At 61.2% G+C, this 18,130-nt stretch carries 14 protein-coding genes; 8 read left to right on the forward strand and 6 right to left on the reverse strand.

Annotated features, from left to right (window positions below; genetic code table 11):
- Nucleotides 1-79: 79 nt before the first annotated feature.
- On the reverse strand, nt 80-1,732 hold the full coding sequence (locus tag P5706_RS13870) for a cyclic peptide export ABC transporter (protein WP_285679573.1): 1,653 nt from the start codon (nt 1,730-1,732) through the stop codon (nt 80-82).
- Nucleotides 1,733-1,932: 200 nt separating this feature from the next.
- Between P5706_RS13870 and P5706_RS13875 the strand changes: the two genes are divergently transcribed.
- Nucleotides 1,933-2,760 (forward strand): formyl transferase, encoded by an 828-nt coding sequence (locus P5706_RS13875; RefSeq protein WP_285679574.1) that lies wholly within the window; start codon nt 1,933-1,935, stop codon nt 2,758-2,760.
- 1,161 nt (nt 2,761-3,921) lie between these two features.
- On the opposite strand, the gene pvdO is transcribed toward P5706_RS13875, so the two are convergent.
- From pvdO to pvdM, 3 genes are read right to left on the reverse strand one after another with little or no spacing between them, the layout of a single operon-like run.
- Nucleotides 3,922-4,794 carry a dihydropyoverdine dehydrogenase gene (pvdO, locus tag P5706_RS13880; protein ID WP_285679575.1) on the reverse strand — a complete coding sequence of 291 codons (873 nt, stop codon included), beginning with the start codon at nt 4,792-4,794 and terminating at the stop codon, nt 3,922-3,924.
- Nucleotides 4,795-4,827: 33 nt separating this feature from the next.
- Nucleotides 4,828-6,108 (reverse strand): pyoverdine-tailoring periplasmic protein PvdN, encoded by a 1,281-nt coding sequence (gene pvdN, locus P5706_RS13885; protein ID WP_200433743.1) that lies wholly within the window; start codon nt 6,106-6,108, stop codon nt 4,828-4,830.
- A gap of 18 nt (nt 6,109-6,126) precedes the next feature.
- Nucleotides 6,127-7,476: a pyoverdine-tailoring dipeptidase-like protein PvdM gene (pvdM, locus tag P5706_RS13890; protein WP_285679576.1), complete on the reverse strand. Its 1,350-nt coding sequence runs from the start codon at nt 7,474-7,476 to the stop codon at nt 6,127-6,129.
- Nucleotides 7,477-7,618: 142 nt separating this feature from the next.
- Here pvdM and pvdP point away from each other — a divergent pair, with 142 nt between their 5' ends.
- The gene (gene pvdP / locus P5706_RS13895; protein WP_285679577.1) at nt 7,619-9,232 is read left to right on the forward strand and encodes a pyoverdine maturation tyrosinase PvdP; all 1,614 of its coding nucleotides are present in this window, start codon (nt 7,619-7,621) and stop codon (nt 9,230-9,232) included.
- Here pvdP and P5706_RS13900 read toward each other — a convergent pair.
- Entirely contained in the window at nt 9,225-10,172 is a 948-nt protein-coding gene (locus tag P5706_RS13900; RefSeq protein WP_285679578.1) for a DUF1853 family protein, read from the reverse strand. The genes pvdP and P5706_RS13900 overlap by 8 nt on opposite strands.
- A 144-nt stretch (nt 10,173-10,316) precedes the next feature.
- Between P5706_RS13900 and P5706_RS13905 the strand changes: the two genes are divergently transcribed.
- Genes P5706_RS13905 through pepN form a run of 6 tightly spaced genes read left to right on the forward strand, consistent with a single transcriptional unit; the run spans nt 10,317 to nt 16,818 of the window.
- The gene (locus P5706_RS13905) at nt 10,317-11,207 is read left to right on the forward strand and encodes an NAD(+) kinase (protein WP_010210870.1); all 891 of its coding nucleotides are present in this window, start codon (nt 10,317-10,319) and stop codon (nt 11,205-11,207) included.
- Entirely contained in the window at nt 11,204-12,178 is a 975-nt protein-coding gene (locus P5706_RS13910; protein ID WP_425540598.1) for a metallophosphoesterase, read from the forward strand. The genes P5706_RS13905 and P5706_RS13910 overlap by 4 nt, the downstream gene beginning before the upstream one ends.
- On the forward strand, nt 12,175-13,044 hold the full coding sequence (locus tag P5706_RS13915; RefSeq protein WP_285679579.1) for a rhomboid family intramembrane serine protease: 870 nt from the start codon (nt 12,175-12,177) through the stop codon (nt 13,042-13,044). Before P5706_RS13910 ends, P5706_RS13915 begins: the two co-directional genes overlap by 4 nt.
- A 14-nt stretch (nt 13,045-13,058) precedes the next feature.
- Nucleotides 13,059-13,319, forward strand: a complete 261-nt coding sequence (locus P5706_RS13920) for a YeaC family protein (RefSeq protein WP_056784512.1) — start codon at nt 13,059-13,061, stop codon at nt 13,317-13,319.
- Entirely contained in the window at nt 13,316-14,146 is an 831-nt protein-coding gene (locus tag P5706_RS13925) for a DUF2797 domain-containing protein (protein WP_200433749.1), read from the forward strand. The genes P5706_RS13920 and P5706_RS13925 overlap by 4 nt, the downstream gene beginning before the upstream one ends.
- A gap of 14 nt (nt 14,147-14,160) precedes the next feature.
- Entirely contained in the window at nt 14,161-16,818 is a 2,658-nt protein-coding gene (gene pepN / locus P5706_RS13930; protein WP_285679580.1) for an aminopeptidase N, read from the forward strand.
- 190 nt (nt 16,819-17,008) lie between these two features.
- Here pepN and P5706_RS13935 read toward each other — a convergent pair whose 3' ends face one another.
- Nucleotides 17,009-18,055 (reverse strand): aldo/keto reductase, encoded by a 1,047-nt coding sequence (locus P5706_RS13935; RefSeq protein ID WP_285679581.1) that lies wholly within the window; start codon nt 18,053-18,055, stop codon nt 17,009-17,011.
- Nucleotides 18,056-18,130: the final 75 nt, after the last annotated feature.

Consider the following 18,130-nt stretch of genomic DNA (forward strand, 5'->3'; position numbering starts at 1 on the left):
CAGCTTTTAGTGTTTATTGAGGTCAATTCTCATTACCACTAGTGAGACGTTCCTATCCGGAAAAACCGGAAAAAAAACTTCAGGCCGGCTCCATCTCGTGCACGATCTTGCCCGCTCGCAGGCGCACCAGTTGGTCGGCGATGTCGAAATAGCGGTCGTCGTGGCTGATCACGATGATGGTTTTGCCCAGGCGTTTGAGGTCTGGCAGCAGCTCGGTGTAGAACACGCGGCGGAAGGCCGGGTCCTGGTCGGCGGCCCATTCGTCAAACACCAGCACTGGGCGTTCTTCGAGCCAGGCATTGACCAGCGCCAGACGCTTGCGCTGCCCGGTGGAGAGGTCGGTGGTACTGAATACGCCGTCCTTGACGCTGACTTTGTGCGCGATTTCCAGGCGCTCCAGGTACTTGGCGGCACTGTCCAGCGATTGCGTGGCGCTGCCCTGGACCAGGTCGTCGAACAGGTAGTAGTCGGCGAACACCGTGGTGAACAATTGGCGATAGTCATCGCGCACCGGGTCGGTCACGGTTTCGCCGTTCAGGCGGATTTCCCCGGCGTCGGGTTGATACAAGCCCAGCAACAGTTTGATCAGCGTGGTCTTGCCGCAGCCGTTCTCGCCGACGATAAACACGATATCGCCCTGCTTGATGCTGAGGTTGATCGGCCCCAGATGAAACGGCTCGCTGCCCTCTACGGGCGGTGGGCTGTAGGTGACGCCACGCAGTTCAAGGCTGTTGACCACCGGTGTGGGGGCTTCGCTGCCGTCCATCAACAAATGCGGCTCGGGGGACGAGAAGCGATCAGACAGCTCGGTAATACGCGCAAAGGCAATGCCGGCCTTGCCGATGATCGGCAGGTAACCGATCACGTGTTCAAGCGGGCCTTTCATGTACAGCAGCACCAACACGAAACCGGTGATCACCGCCGGGTCCGGGTTGGGGTTGTAGGCTTGCATGGCCAGGGCCAGGCCTATGACCACAAAGAACAGCATCGAGCCAAAGGTTTTGGCCACGATGTAAATATTCACCGAGCGCACCTGGATGTCGCTGATCCGGTCGGCGGTTTCCTGGATGCGGTGGGTGTTCATCCGGTAGCGCCGTGGCCGGTGGATGCGCAGCTCCTTGGCGCCGGAGGCAATCGCCGAATAGTAGCGCTGCAGTTCGTCTTCCAGGTCGCGGGCTGCGTCGAAGCCGCGAATGCCTTTGTGGCCGGCGATGAACTGCACGCTGCTGCCGATCACAATGGCGACGATCATCATCAGGAACATCGGCACTGACAGGTAGGCCAGGTACCCCAGGCAACCCAGGGTCACCGTGCTGGCGATGGCCAACGGGGTGAAGGCGAAGGAGAAATCGCTGATGGTGTCGACGTCGTGAGTCAGTACCGGAATCAGGCGGTGCGAGCGGTAGCGTTCGATCTGCTCAATGGGCGCCGACAGCACTTTCTCGCCGAGATCCTTGCGCAGGGCGGCAATGATCCGCTGGCCCACGTAGTTGGTGCCGATATCCGAGACGATCGAACTGGTCAGCGCCAACAGGCACAGCGCCGCGAAGGTCAAGATCACGCCCTGGGTCATGCCGGTTGTAGAGTGCAGGGCGTTATTGATAGTCGCCAGCAGCAACGTGATGGCCAGGCCGCCGGCCATGCCCAGCGCGACAGAGACTGTCACGATGGTGCGAAAAGGCCTGAGCAATGCGAGCAAACCGTTAAAGGCGCCGCGCTTGGGGTCGGTCATAAATACTTCCCGGAAAGTGAAAAAGAGGGGGCTGGGCACACAGACCCTTACCCATGACAAACGAAGTGCCGGGACGACTATTTAGCGCCGTACGCCGTGCGGTGAAGTGGGTGGATAAATTGCCCGTGGCCTGGTTCGTTCTTGTGAAGTAGGCGCACGCGTATCGACGCGTGCCTGATCTATCCAGCGAGAGCGAAACAATGACGAAAAAGAATCTGGTGTATGTCTGGTCCCTGAGAAACGCTGCCGCCGATAAGGCAGGCCAGCCGGTGGCCTACAAGGACCACGAGCGCTATATGAAGTCGGTGCTGGAGTTTCTGGTGGGGTCGCTGAACGACACACCTTTGGGCCAGGCCTACAACCTGGTCGGTGTGGTGTATGACGATGACGAGCAGAACCCACGGGACCAGCAGTTGGTGGCCGACTATGGTTTTGCCTACCAGCCGGGCCGCCAGTGGCTCTACCCGGCGGACCTGCGGGTGCAGGGCAAGCTGGTCAATGATTTGTTGCTGAGCGTGCCGTCTACCTATCGCCGCCTGCCGCGTGGCAGCGCGGAACACATCGCCGGCAAACAGGATTTTGAACGTCGCCTGCACGACACACTGGTGGAGTTGAAAGCCGACATTGTGGTGCTGGACGGCCTGCTGGTGATCCTTGATGAGCTGGTGCGGCCCGGTGCGCCGTTTGCGCGTCGGATCATGAACATCCACCCAGGCATTACCCGCATTGAGTCGCCGTATGAGCGCCGTGGGGCCTATGCCACCTGGAATGCCTTGTACGGCGCGCGTGGGCAGACGGTGGTGGATTGGGCGAGCAAAGCAACCAAGGCCAGCGAACCGCTGTACCTCACTGGTGCTTCATTCCACTACGTGGACAACGGCATTGATTCGGGCGAAGTGTTTCACGATGTGCTGAAAACCGAGATTTCGCCGGAGGACACCATCCTCGAATTGCGCTGGAACAACTTTAATAACAGTTTGTTCCCGGCGTTGCATGAAGGGTTGGAGTTGTTGGCTCAGAAGGCCTGATGCAAAACTAAATGTGGGAGCTGGGTTGCCTGCTGTGGCGGTTTGTCGGTGTGTATATCCGTTGCTGCGGTAACGGCTGATATTGGTTCCGCTCTTACAGCGGGTCACTTTTGCAAGGACGCAAAAGTAACCAAAAGGTCCTCGCCCCACCACTCGGCACCTCGCTTAGGCTCGGTGTGCCCTCACTCCGGCTTGAATCCGTGGGCCGCCGCGATGGGCCATCCTTGGCCCAGCGCGGCTAACCCGGCGTCCTGCCGGGTTACCCACGGATTCAAGCCTGCGTTCGGCCATCGTGGTTAACGGGGCGTCTCAGATCAAAAGCAGATCAAGATCAAGATCTACAGCACGGCGGCCTGAAAGCCGACCTGAGTGGTTGAAGCAAGAGCCAGGTCAAGTGCAAAGCCAAAGCCAAAGCCAAAGCCAAAGCCTATCTACCTGATACAACGCGGTCTAAATGTGGGAGCGGGCTTGCTCGCGAATGCGGTGGGTCAGTCAATTTATCTGTCACTGATACACCGCATTCGCGAGCAAGCCCGCTCCCACAGTTGACCGCATGCAGTTCTGAATATGAGGCCGGCTGCGGATTTGCATACACTGAAGAGCTGCTTTTCTTTGGGATCTGCCTTTCTGTGGGAGCTGGCTTGCCTGCGATGCAGACACCTCGGTACATCAGGCACACTGAGTTGATGCTATCGCAGGCAAGCCAGCTCCCACCTTTGACCGAGTATGGCTCTGCTGTTGCTGTTGCTGTTGCTCCGGCCCTTACATCCTTTTCGATGACGAAGTCAGCGGTCTTTTGATCTGCGTTTTTGATCTTGATCTGAAATCGCCCCGTCAAACACGATGGCCGGAATCTGACAGTGATTTGGGGGGTAAACAGGCAGGACGCCGGTTTAGCCGCGCTGGGCCAAGGATGGCCCATCGCGGCGGCCCCCCAAATCACTGTCGGATTGCGGGCATGCCGAGCCTAAGCGAGGCACCGAGTGTTGGGGCGAGGACCTTTTGGTTACTTTTGACTGGGCCGGCATTCCGGTCCTTGCAAAAGTGACCCGCTGTAAGAGCGGAACCATAGGCCGCCGTTACCCAAATAACGGATATGTACACCACCAAGCGACCGCCACAGCAGGCAAGCCAGCTCCCGCCTTCTGCTCGGTGTGCTGCTTAGAGTTCACGCACTACCCGAAACCCAATCCAATCCCCACGGGTTTGCGGATAGATGTTGTTGCGGTTGCCCGAGCGTGAGAACACCGGTGCTTCGCCCCAGTCATTGCCGCGGATCTGGTAGCCCTCGCAGTTGGGCTCCATCCAGGCGCTGCCGTCGGTAGGGGCGCCGATATAGTTGGGGTGCTCGCAGTCGGCAACCCGCTCGTACACATTGCCGTGCATGTCGTACATGCCAAATGCATTCGGCGGGTAGCTGCCCACCGGCGAGGAATAACTGTAGCCATCTGCCGGTCCGTAGGTGTTGGCGTGCTGGGCGATGCTGTAGCCCTTGCCCTCGTCGAACGGGAAGGGGAACGGCCCGGTGGAGCCGGCGCGGGCGGCGTATTCACGCTGGGCTTCGCTGACCATGTGGTACTTCTGCCCGGTTTTTTTCGACAGCCAGGCGATGTAATTTTTGATGTCGTCCATGTCCATGCACACCGCCGGCTGGCGTGGCCCTTGCGGGTAGCGTGGCTTGCTGGCGATGCACTCGCGGCCGGGGCGGGTGTCGCCGTCGGCGATCTTGACGCCGGTCTGGCGGATATAGCTGTCCCATTCGCCTGCGGTGACGTGGAAGCGGCTCATGGCAAACGGTTTGGCGAAGGTCACCTCATGCATCGGGCCTTCATCGGGCTCGCGGCCGACTTCGTCTTCCGGGGTGCCCATGGTGAAGGTGCCGGCGGGCAGTACCACCATTTCCGGGCAGTCCTTGCAGTCCTTGAACACTTTGCCGGGTTGTGGCGTGGCGGCTTGCGCCAGGTTGGGCAGTAATGCCGCGCACAGGGCCGTCAGCGCCAGGGCGGTCAGGGGTTTGAGTCGGGATGGATTCATGTGGGCATCTCGTTCAAAGGAAAAAAGTGGGCATCACAGGCGTTGGCTTAACAGGGCCATGAACTGCTGGATTTCGTCCGAGCTATTGAGCAGGCCGGGGGAGGTACGGATTACCGGGCCGACATCACGGTCGACGGCATCGATCACCACGCGGTTTTTCAGCATGTGGGCGACCACGGCTTCGCTGTCCTGGCCCTTGACGCGGAAGAATGTAAAACCTGCCGACAGGTCGGTGCTGCGCGGTGTCACCAACTCGATCTGCGGATGCGCCAGCAACTGGGTTTTGAGTTCGCTGTTGAGTGCGTGGATACGCGCCTCAACCTGTGCCTTGCCCAGTTGCAGGTGCAGCTTGAAGGCTTCATCCGCCGCCCAGCGATGCTCAAAGGCGTGGTAGCCGCCGGGCGTCATGGTGGTGGCAAAGTTGGTGTCTTCGGAGAAGGTCGGCACCATGGGCGTGACGTACTTGTTTTCGGCATCGCGGGCGCAGACCAGCCCGGTACCGCGTGGGCCGAACATCCATTTATGCGTGCCGGCGATAAAGAAGTCGCAGTGCATGGCCGGGAAGTCGAGGTTTTCCACGCCAAAACCGTGTACGCCGTCGACCACATACAGGATGCGGTCGTTGTCGTCGCGGTTGCGATTGAGTTCCTCCACCAGCTTGCCGATTTCGCCGATCGGCAGCTTCACGCCACTGCCGGACTGCACCCAGGTCATGCCTAGCACGCGGGTGGTGGGGCGAATTGCGCGCTTGATGTTGCCCAGCACTTCGTCACTGGAGACCTGGCTGGCCCGCTCGAACAAGCGGATGCGACGCACCTGCGTGCCTTGGCGGGCGACGCGAAAATCCAGCACGTTCTGGGTGGCGTAATGCTCGTGTTCGGTGGTGAGGATTTCCTGGTCGGGGCGCAGCTTGATCCCGCCGTAGATCATCGCCAGGCCTTCCGAGGTGCTGCCCGTGAGGGCGATCTGCGCCGGCTTGGCGTTCAGGTAACGACCGGCCCATTCTCGTACCTGGCCTTCACGTTTCCAGGTTTCTTCCAGGCCCCAGTCCATGGCCAGGCCAGGGTTGCGGTCGATCTGCTGGCGGTAGCGCTCAATGGCTTCGCGCACGGGGCGTGGGTGGGAGGTGACCAGGAAGTTGGAAAAGTGCAGGTAGCCCGGGTCCTGGGTGAACAGCTGTTTGAAACCCGTCCATGGGTCGTTTGTGGCAGGCGACTGGGTGGCTGCCTGGGCGTGCGCGAGCAATGTGCTGCCCAATGGCAGGCTGGCGGCGAGTACCCCAGCCTGCTTGAGGAATGTACGGCGGTCGGTCATGGACTGGCTTCTGAGTAATTAGCGGTTGGCCAACGGCTTGGCGGCTTTTTGTACCTGGTCCCACACCCGCAGAAAGTTGCCTCCCCACAGCTTGGCGATGTCGGCCTCGGAGTAGCCGCGCTGGATCAGTTCGGCGGTGACATTGCGCACTTCGCCGACGTTCTCCCAGCCCTGGATGCCGCCGCCGTCGTTGAAGTCCGAGGCGATGCCGACGTGGTCGATGCCGATCTTGCGCACGGTGTAGTCGATGGCATCGCCCCAGTCCTTGAGGGTGGCCTTGGGTTCTTCCTCAAGAATGGCGTACAGCCCTTGGGCGTACTGGCCGAATTTCTGCTCGGACCAGGCGGCGATGATGGCGTCACCGGGCATCAGGGCCATGGCCAGGTTGGGCAACGGCGGCAAGTCGAAGCGCGCACGCAAGGTGTTGAGCTTGTCCTGGGTGGGTTGGCTCAATGGGCGCAAATAGGCCGGGAAGCCCACCACCTGCACCACGCCGCCGCTGTTTTTGATCAGTTGCAGTTCTTTGTCGCTGAGGTTGCGCGGGATATCCACCGAGGCACGCGGCGCCGAGTGCGAGGCAATCATCGGTGTGCGGCTCAATTGCGCGACTTGCTCCAGCGCCTTGGTCGACATCTGCGACACATCGATGATCACGCCCAGGTCATTGAGGCGGTGCACGGCTTGTTGGCCGATGGGAGATAGCCCTTCAAGCGCGTCGGTGGTGTCATTGAAAAACGGCAGCGGGCGTGACGAGTCGGACCAGGCGTTGTTGCCGATATAGCTGAAACCGAACATGCGCATGCCGCGCGCCGCCCACAGGTCCAACTGGTTGAGGTCATCGCCCAGCGGGTAGGCGTTGAGCATGCTGATAAAGATCGCAAACTTGCCCTCGCCATGCAGGCGCCGCATATCGTCCGGGGTGTAGGCGATGCCGACCTGATTGGGGAAGTCGCGCACCATGCCGGAGATGATCTTGTAGCGCACCTCTTGCTCGTGGCGGGCCTCTTCGACAAAACCGTCGGTGGGTTTGTGCGGCGCATTGGGGCCGTTCCAGATTTCCGGCCAGCCGAAAATCGTCAGGGCCGCGCCCGACAAGCGCCCGCGTGCCGCCTTGGCGAGGTCAAACTGGCCGCTGCCATCCTTGTCGGCTTCGTTGCCGGCCGTGCCGAAATCCATGGGCACGGTGATATGGCTGTCGAACGACAACAAGCGGTCCTGCATTTCGTTGGCCTGCTTGATCACCTCCAGCGGGTAGCCGGCATTGCCTTTGAACCAGTGATCCCAGACCAGGAAACCAACCCCGGCGCCGATGGCCAGTGCCAGCGGCAGGCCGATATACAGCGCCTTTTTCGAACGTGGTTTTGTCATTGCCATCTCAGTCAGTTGAGGCCTTTGCTATCAGGGAAGAACGAGCCATGGCCGGGGAAATTTAGGCGCGGGCGCTGCACCGGTAAATTTCTGGCGGCCGTCAACGTTCTAGCTCTGATCAAGCTGTTTCCTAAGGTAGACAATGACCCTCTCTCGACGTGGCTTCATCGCCGGCCTGGCGCTGACCGGCGCTGCCGTGCCAGCGGCCCTTTATGCCCACCGCGAGCTGACGCGTGAAGAATTCCCGATCACGCCGGGCGAGGCCACGGTGGACCTGGCCGACACCGCCGGCCAACACCTGGCCAATACCCTGCGCGGTGTGTGGAGCCTGCGCCTGGAGGGCCGCGATGCCGGCCTTGAAGGCTTGCCGCTGCAAGGCCTGGAGCTGTTGCTCGACATCGCCCCGCGCGGCCGTGGCTTGCGTGGCTATCTGGACACCGCTGCAAACCTGCGTGCCGAGGGCGAGCCGCGTTACCGCGTGCTCGGTGATCTGCTGACGGGCGAGGGTGCCGTGCTCTACTGGCGGCTGGTCGACCGCGACGCCGCGCAAGGCGCACCGGCCTACGAGTTCAAGATGACCCTCGACGAAGTCTGGGCCGACTTCGCCAATGCCGGCAGCAGCACGCTGAGCGGGCAGATTCTCGACCTTGAGCGCCCCCTTGCCCTGACCGAGCGTGACAACCGCTTTATTGCCCACAAGCAACTGTTCCCCGAAGCGCGCCAGCGTATCGGCCTTAACCCGACCTTGTTGGCCTGGCTGATCGCGCCTGAGCACCGCCTGTTTCACCAGCTGTGGCACGCCACCCGTGACCAGTGGCACAAGTTGTCCGAGGAAAAACGCGATGCCCTGCGCGGTATCGGTTGGCAACCCGGGCCACGCGGCCAGGAGCGCGACGCGCGTGGTAAACGCAAAGACCGCAACGGTTCGGGTATCGACTTCTTTTTCATGCACCGGCATATGCTCGGCACTGCGCGTTCCCTGCAAGACCTGCCTTCCTGGCCGCAATTTCCCGAGCCACAGCCTGCGCTGGAACGCGATCGCCTGGGGTTTTTGCGTTATTTCGACAACCACGACGGCTTTGCGCTGCCGCCCTGTTGGTCGGCACCCGATGACAGCGACTACACCCAATGGGTCAGCGATATCAAGGCAGCAGAGACCTACCACAGCAACTTCCAGGTGTGGGAGTCGCAGTACCGTGACCCGCGTTACCTGGCCAAGCTGACCTTGGGCCAGTTAGGTTCGGAGATGGAGCTGGGCCTGCACGACTGGCTGCACATGCGTTGGGCCTCGGTGCCCCGCGACCCGTCCAACGGCGCGCCGGTGCCGTTCGCCCGTGACCCGGCGGACTTTGCCGCGCGTTGGTACGCGCCAGAGAACGACTTCCTGGGCGACCCGTTCTCATCGCATGTAAACCCGGTGTTCTGGCACTTTCACGGCTGGATCGATGATCGCATCGAGGACTGGTTTCGCGCCCATGAGCGTTTCAATCCAGGCGAGGTCAGCCGGCTTGAGGTCAACGGGGTCAAGTGGTTTGCCCAGGGCCGTTGGGTGGAAGTCGCTGACCCATGGCTGGGGCCGGACACCCACGGTTGCAGCACCACGCCGGGGCTGCAGATGGGGCGGTCGATGGAGATGGACCCGGAGACCATGAAGCTGGCGCTGCGCATCACTTTCGCCGAAGAAGACGGATTGCAGGCATTGTTCAAGCGCGTGCCGAAACGACCCTGGTATGCACGCCATTTGAAACTCAAGTAATGCCTGGAACGTTTGGCCACAGGTCTGCAACCAGGAACAAGCGTTCAGCTTCTTCGCAGTCTTCTCCTGTTTGAACCAGTCGCACCAGCAACTGGGCCGGTGCCGTCGGGTCCAGTTCAGCCAGCCAGGCTTGCATCTGGTGCGCCTGCCACACCTGATCCGCCGGGTAATGCGCCGGTGCCAGCCAGGCATGCCGAGGCAGGGGCTGCCAGCGCCCCGGCGGGCTCTGGCTGACGAAATCGTGCCAGTCACGCTGATGCAGCCAACGCCCACGCAGGTGCTGTGGCTCGACGCCCAACGGGGATTCGGCGGTGCCGGGCCACGGGTAGAGCAAATACCCGCCCAGCCACAAATGCGCGTCGAACTGCGCAATATCCAGCGCCGCCAGGGCTTCGCGGCTTTCCGGGCGGGCCGAAATCGGCAATTGATGCTGGGCCAGGTGCGCGAGCTTGCGGTCCAGTCGGTCATGGCAGCCGGGGCCGAGCCATTGCGCGGCGTCCTGGCCGTTGCCGTCCTGCGGCCCTAAATAGAGCTTGATCGCCAGTTCCAGGTGGTGCACGCCGTCGCGGTCGCGCACCAACATGTCCAGCTCGCCCAGCGTATGCCCGGCGCGGCGGATCGGCAGGTTGGCGGCCAGTAACTCCACGCCCGGCGCATGCTGCACCGCAAACTGCCACAGACGCTCGTAGTACAGGCCCAGGCGCCGCGTGCGCGACAGGCTGAGCCAGTGCTGCAAGGCGCTGCTGTCCTGGTCGAGGCCGCGCAGCCAGCGTTCGAGCTGGTGCGGCGCCTGCACCCAGTCGCTGCCGGCCAGTGGGTGGCGCTGCGGCCAGGGCGTTTGCGCCAGCATCGGCGGGGCGAGCATCACCCACGCCAGGTCGCGCACCTCGGGGTGCCGCAATTGGCGGGGCAGGTTGATCAGGTCGGGGAACACAGTCATGGTCCGAGCATAGCCTTTTAGAGCGCTGACGGGTGGCTGAGAACCATTGTCATCAAGGCCCTGCGGCGACAAAGGGTTTTGCCTGACGCGGCCTTTCGCCCATAATCGTTCTTTTTGCCAGACCCCAAATCCCGCAGGAGCCCCATGGAGCAATTTCGCAATATCGGCATTATCGGTCGCCTGGGCAGTACCCAGGTGCTGGACACCGTCCGCCGGCTGAAAAAATTCCTGCTGGAACGCCACCTGCATGTGATCCTCGAAGACACCATCGCCGAAATCCTGCCCGGCCACGGCCTGCAAACTTCGTCGCGCAAGATGCTCGGCGAAGTCTGTGACATGGTCATTGTGGTCGGCGGCGACGGCAGCCTGCTGGGTGCCGCCCGTGCCCTGGCGCGGCACAACGTGCCGGTGCTGGGGATCAACCGTGGCAGTTTGGGGTTTCTTACGGATATCCGTCCGGATGACCTCGAAGTCGAAGTCGCCAAGGTGCTCGACGGCCATTACCTGGTGGAAAACCGCTTTTTGCTGCAAGCCGAAGTGCGCCGCCACGGCGAGGCCATCGGCCAGGGCGACGCGCTCAATGACGTGGTGCTGCATCCGGGCAAGTCCACGCGCATGATCGAGTTCGAGTTGTATATCGACGGCCAGTTCGTGTGCAGTCAGAAGGCCGACGGCCTGATCGTCGCCACGCCGACCGGTTCCACTGCGTACGCTCTGTCGGCCGGCGGCCCGATCATGCACCCCAAGCTCGACGCCATTGTGATCGTGCCGATGTACCCCCATATGTTGTCCAGTCGGCCAATTGTGGTCGATGGCAACAGTGAGCTGAAAATCGTGGTGTCCAAAGACATGCAGATCTACCCGCAAGTCTCCTGCGACGGGCAGAACCATTTCACCTGCGCCCCCGGTGACACCATCACCGTGAGCAAAAAGGCACAGAAGTTGCGGTTGATCCATCCGCTGGACCACAACTACTACGAAGTGTGCCGCACCAAGCTGGGCTGGGGCAGCCGCTTGGGGGGTGGAGGCGACTGATGCTCGATCCCGCGCGTAGCTACGACCTGATTGGTGACGTGCACGGTTGCGCTCATACCCTTGAGCACTTGCTCGACCGGCTGGGCTACCACAAACAGGCTGGAACCTGGCGCCATCCGACGCGTATGGCGGTGTTCCTCGGCGATATCATCGACCGTGGGCCACGCATCCGCGAGGCGCTGCATATCGTCCACGATATGACCGAGGCCGGCCAGGCGCTGTGCATCATGGGCAACCATGAGTTCAACGCGCTGGGCTGGACCACGCCGGCACCGCCGGGCAGTGGCAAGCAGTTCGTGCGCGAGCACAACCCACGCCATGCGCGGTTGATCCACGAAACCCTGATCCAGTTCGAACACCACCCGGCTGACTGGCACGACTTCCTCGGCTGGTTCTACGACATGCCGCTGTTTGTCGACGCCGGGCGGTTTCGCGTGGTGCATGCGTGCTGGGACGAAGGCTTTATCCAGCCGCTGCGCGCCACCTTCCCGGATGGCTGCATCGACCAGCACTTTTTGCAGGCCGCCGCCGTGCCGGGCAGCTTTGCCTGCAACGCCTTCGACCGCCTGCTGCGCGGCACCGACATGCGCCTGCCGGACGGCCTCACGCTGACCGGTGGCGATGGCCTGACGCGTTCATTTTTCCGCACCAAATTCTGGGAAGACGACCCCAAAACCTACGGCGACATTGTGTTCCAACCCGATGCGCTGCCGGAGCCGGTGGCACGTACGCCGCTTTCGTCGACCGAAAAGAATTCCCTGCTGCGTTATGGCGTTGACGAACCGTTGTTGTTCGTCGGCCATTACTGGCGCAGCGGCAAACCGGCGCCGATCCGCGACAACCTGGCCTGCCTGGATTACAGCGCGGTGCTGTACGGCAAGCTGGTGGCGTACCGACTGGACCAGGAAACCCGCCTGGATCCGCGTAAATTTGTATGGGTTGACGTTGAGCGCCCTGAGGTCATTGTATGAGCACCGTCGCTGTATTGCGCTTACCGCTGAATGTCGACCTGGGCGGTTTCGTCAAGCTGTTGCAACGCATGCAAGTGCCCCATCGCGTCAGTGAAGAAGCGGGCGAGCAAGTGTTGTGGGTGCCCGAGAACATCAGCGCTGACGTGCAAGTGTTGTATCAACGCTTTCCTGCCGGTGACCCGGACCAGCAACTGGATATTCCCGAGCAGGCGCCCATCACGCGGCCAAGCTTTGTTCAGCAAGTGCGTTTCAGCCCGGTGACGGCGCTGGTGCTGCTGGCGAGCATGATTGTCGGCGCAGTAACCTTGCTGGGTGAAAACCTGCAGACCATGAGCTGGCTGACTTTCCTGCCGTTTCACGTGATGGGCGACTACATCCAGTTCACTCCGTTTGCCGAGACCATGGCGTCGGGGCAGTGGTGGCGGCTGGTCACGCCGATGCTGATCCACTTCGGCATCCTGCACCTGGCCATGAATGGCATGTGGTACTGGGAGCTGGGGCGCCGTATCGAGGTGCGCCAGGGCAGCATCAACCTGCTGGGCCTGACCCTGTTGTTCAGCCTGGTGTCCAATTATGCGCAATACGCCTATGGCGGCCCGAGCCTGTTCGGCGGCTTGTCCGGCGTGTTGTATGGCTTGCTCGGGCATTGCTGGATCTTCCAATTGTTGTCGCCCAACCCGGCTTATCGCCTGCCGCGCGGCGTGCTGGCGATGATGCTGATATGGCTGGTGCTCTGCATGTCGGGGCTGATCTCGATGATCGGTTTCGGCGAAATCGCCAACGCGGCTCACCTGAGCGGCTTGGTCATCGGTTGCCTGACGGGTTTGCTGGGTGGGTTGTACAACCGCCGCAAAGCCTCTATTTGATAAGGAAGAGCCTTATGTCCTCTTTTGCTGAAATGATCGAAAACATCACTCCGGACATCTACGAGAGCCTCAAACTGGCGGTGGAAATCGGTAAGTGGTCCGATGGCCGCAAGCTCACCGCCGAGCAGCGTGAATTGTCGCTGCAAGCGGTGATCGCCTGGGAAATCCAGAACCTGCCCGAAGAGCAGCGCACCGGCTACATGGGCCCGCAGGAATGCGCGTCGAAGTCGGCGCCGGTGGCGAATATTCTGTTCAAGTCGGATGCGATCCATTGATTGAAATTGGTCGCGGTGCAGTCAGCAAAATGTCGGCGCAACTCGGTGAGCCGACCGTTCAATACGCGTTTCGCCTGGGCGACACCGAGGTGCCGGTCAACCCGTTGATCGGTACCCACGTGCGCCTGGAATACCTCGGTGCCATCCATTGCAGCCATTGCGGCCGCAAGACCAAGACCAGTTTCAGCCAGGGTTATTGCTACCCGTGCATGACCAAACTGGCCCAGTGTGACCTGTGCATCATGAGCCCCGAGCGTTGCCATTACGACGCCGGCACCTGCCGTGATCCGGGCTGGGGCGAACAATTCTGCATGACCGACCACGTGGTGTACCTGGCCAACTCGTCGGGCATCAAGGTCGGTATCACCCGCGCCACCCAGTTGCCGACCCGCTGGCTCGACCAGGGTGCCAGCCAGGCGCTGCCGATCATGCGCGTGGCGACCCGTCAGCAGTCCGGTTTCGTTGAAGACCTGTTTCGCAGCCAAGTGGCCGATAAAACCAACTGGCGTGCTTTACTCAAGGGCGATGCGCAATCGGTGGACCTCAAGCAGGTACGCGATGAGCTGTTCGCCACGTGCGCCGAAGGCTTGCTGGGGTTGCAGGAACGCTTTGGCTTGCAGGCCATCCAACCGGTGACCGACATCGAGCCGATCGAAATCCGTTACCCGGTCGAGCAATACCCGGCCAAGATCGTCAGCTTCAACCTGGACAAGAACCCGATTGCCGAAGGCACGTTGCTGGGGATCAAGGGCCAATACCTGATCTTCGACACCGGCGTTATCAACATTCGTAAGTACACGGCCTACCAGCTCGCCGTGCATCAGTAAAAAGGATGCTATCCATGCGCACCGAACAACCGAAGATGATTTACCTGAAGGACTATCAGGCGCCGGACTACCTGATCGAAGAGACGCACCTGACCTTCGAGTTGTTCGAGGACCACAGCCTGGTCCATGCGCAACTGGTGATGCGCCGCAACCCCGAGCGCGGTGCCGGCCTGCCGCCGTTGGTGCTCGATGGCCAACAGTTGGAGCTGCTGACGGTCAACCTGGGTGACCAGGAACTGACCGAGGCCGACTACCAGCTCACCGACAGCCACCTGACCCTGCACCCGACCCGTGAAACCTTCACGGTCGACACCAGCGTGCGCATCCACCCGGAAACCAACACCGCCCTGGAAGGCCTGTACAAATCCAGCGGCATGTTCTGCACCCAGTGCGAGGCCGAAGGTTTCCGCAAGATCACTTACTACCTCGATCGCCCGGACGTGATGAGCACCTTCACCACCACGGTGATCGCCGAACAACACAGCTACCCGGTGCTGCTCTCCAACGGCAACCCGATCGCCAGCGGCCCGGGTGAAGACGGCCGCCACTGGGCGACCTGGGAAGACCCGTTCAAGAAACCTGCTTACCTGTTTGCGTTGGTGGCCGGTGACTTGTGGTGCGTTGAAGACACTTTCACCACCATGACCAACCGTGAAGTGGCGCTGCGCATCTACGTCGAGCCGGAAAACATCGACAAGTGCCAGCACGCCATGACCAGCCTGAAAAAATCCATGCGCTGGGACGAAGAAACCTACGGTCGCGAGTACGACCTCGACATCTTCATGATCGTGGCGGTTAACGACTTCAACATGGGCGCCATGGAGAACAAGGGCCTCAATATCTTCAACTCCAGCGCCGTGCTCGCCCGCGCCGAAACGGCCACCGACGCCGCGCACCAGCGCGTCGAGGCGATTGTTGCCCACGAATACTTTCACAACTGGTCGGGCAACCGCGTGACCTGCCGTGACTGGTTCCAGCTGTCGCTCAAGGAAGGCTTCACCGTATTCCGTGACTCGGGCTTCTCCGCCGACATGAACTCGGCCACGGTCAAGCGCATCCAGGATGTGGCCTACCTGCGCACACACCAGTTCGCCGAAGACGCCGGCCCGATGGCCCACGCGGTACGCCCGGACAGCTTCATCGAGATCTCCAACTTCTACACCCTGACCGTGTACGAAAAGGGCTCGGAAGTAGTCGGCATGATCCACACCTTGCTCGGCGCTGAAGGCTTCCGTAAAGGCAGCGACCTGTACTTCGAACGCCATGACGGCCAGGCCGTGACCTGCGATGACTTTATCAAGGCCATGGAAGACGCCAACGGCGCCGACCTCAGCCAGTTCAAACGCTGGTACAGCCAGGCCGGTACGCCGCGTCTGGCGGTGAGCGAGTCGTTTGATGCCGCCGCCAAAACCTACAGCCTGACGTTCCGTCAAAGCTGCCCGCAAACCCCGGACAAGGTTGAGAAGCTGCCGTTTGTGATTCCGGTGGAATTAGGCCTGTTGGACGGGCAGGGCGCAGGTATCGCCTTGCGCCTGGCCGGTGAAGCGGCAGTTGGCGGCACGTCGCGGGTGATTTCGGTGACGCAAGCCGAGCAGACCTTCACCTTCGTCGATATCGCGGAAAAGCCGTTGCCTTCATTGCTGCGCGGCTTCTCGGCGCCGGTGAAACTGAGCTTCCCGTACAACCGCGACCAACTGATGTTCCTGATGCAGCACGACAGCGATGGTTTCAACCGCTGGGATGCCGGCCAGCAATTGTCGGTGCAAGTGTTGCAGGAGCTGATCGCCCAGCATCAGCAAGGCCAGGCCTTGAAACTCGATCAGCGCCTGATCGACGCACTGCGCACGGTCTTGAGCGACGAAAGCCTGGACCAGGCTATGGTCGCCGAAATGCTCTCGCTGCCAAGCGAAGCCTACCTCACGGAAATCAGCGAAGTCGCGGATGTGGAGGCTATTCACGCCGCCCGTGAGTATGCCCGCAAGCAACTGGCCGACAACCTGTTCGAAGCGCTGTGGCTGCGCTACCAGGCCAATCGCGAGCTGTCCAAGCAGACGCCTTATGTGGCGGCGGCCGAGCACTTTGCGCGGCGCGCCTTGCAGAACATCGCGCTGTCGTACCTGATGCTCAGCGGCAAGCCTGAAGTGTTGGCCGCAACCCTGGATCAGTTCGACACCAGCGACAACATGACCGAGCGTCTCACGGCACTGGCGGTGCTGGTGAACTCGCCGTTCGAGACGGAAAAAGCCCAGGCATTGGCGGTGTTTGCCGAGAACTTTAAGGATAACCCGCTGGTGATGGACCAGTGGTTCAGCGTGCAGGCGGGCAGCACGTTGCCGGGCGGGTTGACGCGGGTCAAGGCGCTGATGGAGCACTCGGCTTTCAATATCAAGAACCCGAACAAGGTGCGCGCACTGGTGGGTGCATTTGCCGGGCAGAACCTGATTAACTTCCATGCGGCGGACGGCTCGGGTTATCGCTTCCTGGCGGACCTGGTGATCCAGCTCAATGGCTTCAACCCGCAAATCGCTTCGCGCCAGTTGGCGCCGTTGACTCGCTGGCGTAAATACGACAGCGCCCGTCAGGCGCTGATGAAGGCGGAACTGGAGCGCATTCGCGCCTCCGGCGAGCTGTCGAGCGATGTGTTCGAGGTGGTCAGCAAGAGCCTTGCGTAAGTTGGGCGCATATAATTGTGGCGAGGGAGCTTGCTCCCGTTGGACTGCGTAGCAGTCCCATGCTTTTAAAGCAAAAAGCAGGGGCCGCTTCGCACCCCAGCGGGAGCAAGCTCCCTCGCCACAGGTTGCGGGTTGTCAGTTCCAGCGCTTAACTGGCTGGCATCAGCCTGAACAGGCCGTTTTTTTCGTCTCAAATAACCGGTGGTCGCGGTGTGTCTGCGCCGTGGTCGAGCGCGAAGCGCTCCGAGATAATCCCATGGGGAACGCCCACTGGGATCGCGCCGGCAGTGTCCAGGCGGGTCACTTGCTCGTTCGACAGCTGCACATGGAGCGCGCCCAATGTGGCATCCAGTTGCGCGCGGGTGCGTGAGCCGAGAATCGGGATCAGCGCGGTAGTCGAACGTCGGGCCTTTTCCCGTAACCAGGCAATGGCGACGTGGGTAGGGCTTGCCTCCAATTCGCTGGCAACCGCGAGCAAGGTATCGAGCACGGCCGTTTCGCGCGCGCTTTGTTCGGAGTGGATCAGCATGCCCAGTTTGTTGGCGCGATTGTCATCCAGGCTTTCGCGGTATTTGCCGGTGAGGAAGCCACCGCCCAACGGTGACCACAGGGTGGCGGCCAGGCCCAGGGCCTCGGCCATCGGCAGCACTTCACGTTCGGCGCTGCGTTCGACCAGGCTGTATTCCACCTGCACCCCAATAATCGGCGCGAAGTTGCGCACTTCGGCCAACAGGTCGGCGCGGGCGATGCGCCAGGCGGGGAAGTTCGACAGGCCGGCATAGTGGATCTTGCCGGCGCGCACCAGGTCATCGAAGCCACGCAGTATCTCTTCCATCGGCGTGACGTTGTCGCTCATGTGCGCCCAGAGCAGGTCAATGTGATCGGTGTTCAAGCGTTTGAGGCTTTCTTCGACGGCGCGCACCATGTTCTTGCGGTTGTTGCCGAGCTTGATCGTGCCTTCATCGTTGGGTTGGGTGCGCAGGCTGTACTTGGTGGCGATCACCAAGTTGTGGCGCTCGGCGGCGATAAATTCACCCAGCAGCTTTTCAGCCTGGCCGAACTGGTAACCGTTGGCGGTATCGAGGAAATTGCCGCCTGCTTCGAGGTAGCCGTCGAATATCTGCTTGGCTTCATCGCGCTCGGCGCCATGCCCCCAGCCCGTACCGAAATTGCCGGTGCCCAAGGCCAATTCTGATACCTGCAGGCCGCTGCGACGGCCAAAGACTTTATTGCGCATACAAAGACTCCTGAGGGTGTGATTTATACATTTCTATAAACATGTATTAAATATGATCTTGATAATCTATTCGGT

This window comes from Pseudomonas sp. ChxA (assembly GCF_030263855.1).
Taxonomy (GTDB): domain Bacteria; phylum Pseudomonadota; class Gammaproteobacteria; order Pseudomonadales; family Pseudomonadaceae; genus Aquipseudomonas; species Aquipseudomonas fluorescens_CB.